The sequence below is a fragment of the Phenylobacterium sp. genome (assembly GCF_024508875.1).
Lineage (GTDB): Bacteria > Pseudomonadota > Alphaproteobacteria > Caulobacterales > Caulobacteraceae > Phenylobacterium.
In genome coordinates this window covers 1-4,876 of the sequence record NZ_JANINU010000177.1, presented here as the reverse complement: position 1 = coordinate 4,876, position 4,876 = coordinate 1, and the positions used below count along the sequence as shown (strand labels likewise).

Here is a 4,876-nt window from a genome sequence, read left to right as displayed (position 1 = left end):
CCCCGCGAAGGTCCTGGTCGTCGTCGACGATGAGGAGGGTCTTGCGTTGAGCCATACGCGGCAACAAACACCATCAGGCGGGTTCGCCGCAAAGGGATTCGAGGTTCCGATGATCTTCGTAGCCACGTCCGACGGCTGGCTGGACATCGGCGAGCGGAAGGTCCGCTGCGCCCTGGGGCCCGCCGGGGTTGTTCCCGCGTCCTCCAAGCGCGAAGGGGACGGCGCGTCGCCGGCCGGGGTCTGGCCGATCCGGGAGATCTTCTATCGGCCCGACCGCGGGCCGCCGCCGGCCAGCGAGTTCCGCGTCCACGCCATGACCGAAGACGATGGCTGGTGCGACAACCCGGCCGACCCCAACTACAACCGCCATGTCACCCTGCCTTATCCGGCCAGCGCCGAGCGGCTGTGGCGCGAGGACGAGGTGTACGACATCGTCGTCGTGCTGGGGCACAACGACGACCCGCCGGTCCCCGGCATGGGGTCGGCGATCTTCCTGCACATCTGCCGGCCGGGCTATCCGCCCACCGAGGGTTGCGTGGCGGTCAACAGACCCGACCTGGAAGAATTGTTAGACGTGGCGGTCCCCGGCGACGCCGTGGAGATCCGGAGCTGACGTGAGCCATCTGCCCGTCCGCCAGATTGTCGAGCCCGGCGCCCTGCCGCGCCACCGACATGCGGAGGGCTATGTCGCTCTGGTGATCGCCGGCGGCTACGAGGAAGCGGGGGACGCGGGCCGCCGCCGGGTGGGGGCCGGCGACGTGGTGGTGCATCGGGCGTTCGAAGCGCATCTGAACCGCACGCCGCCTGCGGGAGCCCAGGTGCTCAACCTGCCTCTCCCCACGGTGCGCCTGGGCGCCTTCGGACAGGTCGACGACCTGGATGCCTTGGTCGCGACCGCCGCGCACGATCCACGAGCGGCTTCCGAGGCCCTGGCGGCCGCGTTCCGCGCGGTCGGCCCCGGCGGCGCGGACTGGCCCGACCTGCTGGCCGCCGCCTTGGCCCGGGGCGACGCCAGACCGCTCGGGGAGTGGGCCGCCGATTTCGGCCTGTCGGCCGAGCACCTGTCGCGCGGCTTCGGCAGGGTTTTTGGCGTCAGCCCCCAGCGCTTCCGCCTGGAGTCCCGCGTTCGGGCGGTGCTGCCCGGCCTTGCCGATGAGGCCTCGCTGGCCGATCTCGCGGTCGCCTACGGCTTCGCCGACCAGGCGCACATGACCCGCAGTATCCGCGCGATCACCGGTCGCCCGCCCGGCGCGTGGCGCAGGTCAAATCCGTTCAAGACGACGCCCTAGGGACAGCCCAGCCTGGGCCGATGAACAGACGACAGCTCTTGGCGGCCGGCGCCTGCGCCGCCCTGCCGTTCCCCGCTTTGGCCCAGGCCCCGATCCGCACCCGCTGGACCGTGCGGGGATCCGAGGGCTTCGACGCCTTGTGCTTCCTGGGGCCGCTCAGCGGCAAGCCGCTCTACACCCGGTACTACGAGGCGGAGCTGACCGCTTTCCGGCCGAAATTCCCGGCGCCGGCCCAGGCGGCGCTCGACCGCCTGCAAGCCGCCGCAGATGCGCGCGGCTCGTTGCTCGCGCCCGGACTCTGCACCCTGCTGTCCGGTGCGCCGGACGCCACGCTGGACGAGGTGATCGCGGCCGTCCGCGGGGCGGAGACGCGCGTCCTGCCCGCCTATAGGGCCAGTCCCTACTGGGACCAGGAGTCGTGGGACACCTTCCTAGCGGGCCGCGCCGACCTGATCGCGATCCTCGAGGGCTTGCGCACCGCGGGGTTCGCAGAGTTCCGCCGCGGCTTCATCGGCGCCCGGCTCGATCCCAAGATCGCGGCGCTGTCCGCCCGTCTCGCCACGGCGGACGTCATCGCCGAACAGGAGCGCCTGATCGGTCGTGCGCTAGACCCGGGCATCGAGATCGTTCTGCTCTGGTTCTCGAAGCCCCACGGCACGCGGATCCAGGGACAGCGGTTCCTGAGCCACGTGGATTATCCCGACGCACTGACGATCCGCATCGCCGGGCACGAAATCCTCCACCCGCCATTTCCGATGGAAGGGGGAACGGCGAAGGCCGCGATCGCCGCCCTGGAGGCCGACCCGCTCATGGTCCGCATCGTGAAGGAGCACGACCCGTCGTTTGGGTACAACTCCATGGAGGGGATCCTCAACGAGGACACGGTCCAGGCCCTGGACCAGATCATCGCCGAACGCCTTGGTGTCGCCCTGCCGCCGGCGAAGCGCTGGGCCATGGCCGACGACGGCATGCATGTCCTGGCCGCCGGGCTCTACGGCATGCTCAAGGCCGAGGGCTACGACCAGCGGGGCGGGAATATCGAGGCCTGGATGGCCGATGCGGTGAAGACGAAGAAGCTCTCGCCCGAAAACCTCCACGCCTCGGCGTCGAGGGTGCTGGACGTCCCCGCCGACCAACTCTGGCCGCGGAAGAAGGCGGCCTAGGTTCGCGCGCCGAACACCGCCGAGCCGACCCGCACGCTGGTGGCGCCGAAGCGAATGGCGGTCTCGAAGTCGCCGCTCATACCCATGGAGAGCTTCGAAAGGCCGTTGCGCTCGGCGATCGTGCGCAGCAGCGCAAAATGCGGCCCCGGCGGCTCCTCGGCGGGCGGAATGCACATCAGTCCCTCGGGCTGCAGCCCGAAACTCGTGCGGCAGGCGGCGATAAAGGCGTCGGCGTCGGACGGCGTGATGCCCGCCTTCTGCGGCTCCTCGCCGGTGTTCACCTGCACGTAGATCCGGGGCGATCGGCCCTGTTTCTGGACCTCCTCCGCCAGCACGCGCGCCAGCTTCTCGCGGTCGAGGCTCTCGATCACGTCGAAGAAGGCGACGGCTTCCTTCGCCTTGTTGGTCTGCAGCGGACCGATCAGGTGCAATGTGAGGCCGTCCGCCTTTCCGGCCCACCGCGCCTCAGCCTCCTGCACGCGGTTCTCGCCGAACACCTTCTGGCCCGCGGCCAGGACGGGCGCGATGGCGTCCCAGGGCTGCTGCTTCGAAACGGCGACCAGAGTGACGTCCCTCGGATCGCGGCCCGCCCCTTGCGCGGCGCGGGCGATCCGGGCCACCACGTCGGCATAGCCTTCGGCGTTGGGAGCGACGCTCATCTCGGACTTCTGGACCCTTCAGCGGACGGCCCGGCTTCTAGCGCGCCGACGGGCGAAGGGGAATCCGGTTCGCAGGCCTGCGGGAGCGTCGGTTGGGCAGCAGAGAACCCTGCCGTGCCTCCTGTTCTTCACGGACCCGGTTCGCACGCCGGCCCCGGAAGCGCTGGCCACCCGGCTGCCGAAGGGCAGCGCCATCGTCTACCGCCACTTCGGCGCCCAGGACGCGGAGGCTCGCGCGCGGCGTCTGCTCGCCATCGCGCGGGTGAGGGGCCTGAAGCTGCTCATCGGCCGCGACGTCGCGCTGGCGGCGAGGATCGGCGCCCACGGCGTCCATCTGCCCGAGAACCTGGCCCACCGCGCCCTGCCGGTGAAGGTCGCCCATCCCGGCTGGCTGGTGACCTCGGCGGCCCACTCCCTCCGCGCTGCTAGGGCGAGTCGGGCGGATGCGGTGGTGCTCTCGGTGACGTTCCCCTCCCGAAGCGCGTCGGCCGGCCGCGCGATGGGCCCCATCCGCCTGGCGTTGCGGGTGCGCGCATCGGGGCAGGCGGCCTATGCGCTGGGGGGCGTGAACAACAAAACGGCCCGCCGTCTGCTCGACGCGGGCCTCATCGGACTTGCCGCCGTGGACGGCTTCAGAACTTGAAGGTCGACTCCAGCCGCACCTTCGGCTGGTCGGCCGGCCGCGAGGCGTTCCGGCGCGGGGTCAGGTCCTGGTCGCCCAGGCTGACCGAACCGCCCACGCGGACCGATGGCGTGATGCGGAAGTAGGCGCCAGCCGAAACGTCGTTCGGGGCGGCGGCCCGGCCGTCCGGCTGCAGGATGTCGAGGACGATGCCGAAGCGACCCTTGGAGGCGTCGAACTTCGTGTTGCGCCCGGCATTGGGCGCCAGGGTGATCGGCTCGGACTTGACGGTGAAATCGACCGGCTTGGAGACCTTGTCGGCCGCATACGCTCCGCCGGCCACCGCGCTCATTAGCGCGGCTGCAGCAAAGACGACGCTCATACGGCGCTTGGTCATCCCAGCCTATATAGCCCCAACGGTCACCATTCGCGACCTCGTCCCCTAAAGAACACATCGCGATTGCCGGCGAATTAAGGCCGGCGCGAATTTCCGGTCAACGGGACTCGCCCGCTTCGGGTCCCTGTCGGGGCAAGATGCTCAAAGTGTGTGGCGAACGGGCCACGCGATTCCTGTTTGGCGAGCACCAACGCGTTGTTATAGAGGCAGCCGGCGCGGGGGCGGCGCCGTGGCGCGGCTGCGTCGCGGAAATCTATGGAGACGGATGCATATGCCGTTTGTGCGCGGTAACCGGATGCGTGGCTTTGTGATCGTGGCCGCGGCGCTGAGCGCTGTGAGCCTGTCCGCGTGCGGTAGCGTCCCCAATCCCTTCGGCGGCGGCAAGGGCGCCAAGGTTCGCGCGTCCGGCGACAACGCCGCCGCGATCGGCGTCAACGGCTATCTGTGGCGCGCGACGCTGGATACCCTGGCGTTCATGCCGCTGGCCTCGGCGGATCCCTACGGCGGCGTGATCGTCACCGACTGGTACACGAACCCGGAAAAGCCGGACGAGCGCTTCAAGTGCACCGTCTACATCCTGGATTCGCGCCTGCGCGCCGACGGCCTGAACGTCGCGGTGTTCAAGCAGCAACGCGACGCCAGCGGTAACTGGGTCGACCAGCCGACCGCTGGCCAGACGGAAACGGACATCGAGAACTCGATCCTGACCCGCGCGCGCCAGCTTCGACTTTCGAACATCAAGGGCT

The 4,876-nt window shown here is 69.8% G+C and carries 7 protein-coding genes; 5 read left to right on the top strand and 2 right to left on the bottom strand.

The window, feature by feature from the left end; all coding sequences use genetic code 11:
* Positions 1–109 precede the first annotated feature (109 nt).
* The 3 genes from Q0L11_RS13780 to Q0L11_RS13770 are packed head-to-tail and all read left to right on the top strand — an operon-like array spanning position 110 to position 2,452.
* A complete protein-coding gene (locus Q0L11_RS13780; protein WP_296597971.1) occupies positions 110–613 on the top strand; it encodes a L,D-transpeptidase family protein in 504 nt (167 codons plus the stop codon).
* A gap of 1 nt (position 614) precedes the next feature.
* The gene (locus Q0L11_RS13775; RefSeq protein WP_296597970.1) at positions 615–1,289 is read left to right on the top strand and encodes a helix-turn-helix transcriptional regulator; all 675 of its coding nucleotides are present in this window, start codon (positions 615–617) and stop codon (positions 1,287–1,289) included.
* A gap of 20 nt (positions 1,290–1,309) precedes the next feature.
* Positions 1,310–2,452 (top strand): hypothetical protein, encoded by a 1,143-nt coding sequence (locus Q0L11_RS13770; protein ID WP_296597969.1) that lies wholly within the window; start codon positions 1,310–1,312, stop codon positions 2,450–2,452.
* On the opposite strand, the gene Q0L11_RS13765 is transcribed toward Q0L11_RS13770, so the two are convergent.
* A complete protein-coding gene (locus Q0L11_RS13765; protein ID WP_296597968.1) occupies positions 2,449–3,111 on the bottom strand; it encodes a YggS family pyridoxal phosphate-dependent enzyme in 663 nt (220 codons plus the stop codon). The genes Q0L11_RS13770 and Q0L11_RS13765 overlap by 4 nt on opposite strands.
* On the opposite strand from Q0L11_RS13765, the gene Q0L11_RS13760 reads away from it, so the two are divergent.
* Positions 3,095–3,754, top strand: coding sequence for a thiamine phosphate synthase (locus tag Q0L11_RS13760; RefSeq protein ID WP_296597967.1), 660 nt, complete (start codon positions 3,095–3,097; stop codon positions 3,752–3,754). The two genes, Q0L11_RS13765 and Q0L11_RS13760, sit on opposite strands and share 17 nt — an antisense overlap.
* Here Q0L11_RS13760 and Q0L11_RS13755 read toward each other — a convergent pair.
* On the bottom strand, positions 3,744–4,130 hold the full coding sequence (locus Q0L11_RS13755) for an NtrZ family periplasmic regulatory protein (RefSeq protein ID WP_296597966.1): 387 nt from the start codon (positions 4,128–4,130) through the stop codon (positions 3,744–3,746). The two genes, Q0L11_RS13760 and Q0L11_RS13755, sit on opposite strands and share 11 nt — an antisense overlap.
* A gap of 271 nt (positions 4,131–4,401) precedes the next feature.
* Here Q0L11_RS13755 and Q0L11_RS13750 point away from each other — a divergent pair.
* Positions 4,402–4,876 (top strand): DUF3576 domain-containing protein (locus Q0L11_RS13750; protein ID WP_296597973.1); only part of this gene is annotated, 475 nt, incomplete at its 3' end.

Bases quoted from the DNA above. Each gene is read 5' to 3' on its own strand.
- Q0L11_RS13780 (WP_296597971.1), top strand. From the start codon at position 110: ATGATCTTCGTAGCCACGTCCGACGGCTGGCTGGACATCGGCGAGCGG.
- Q0L11_RS13770 (WP_296597969.1), top strand. From the start codon at position 1,310: ATGAACAGACGACAGCTCTTGGCGGCCGGCGCCTGCGCCGCCCTGCCG.
- Q0L11_RS13765 (WP_296597968.1), bottom strand. From the start codon at position 3,111: ATGAGCGTCGCTCCCAACGCCGAAGGCTATGCCGACGTGGTGGCCCGG.
- Q0L11_RS13755 (WP_296597966.1), bottom strand. From the start codon at position 4,130: ATGACCAAGCGCCGTATGAGCGTCGTCTTTGCTGCAGCCGCGCTAATG.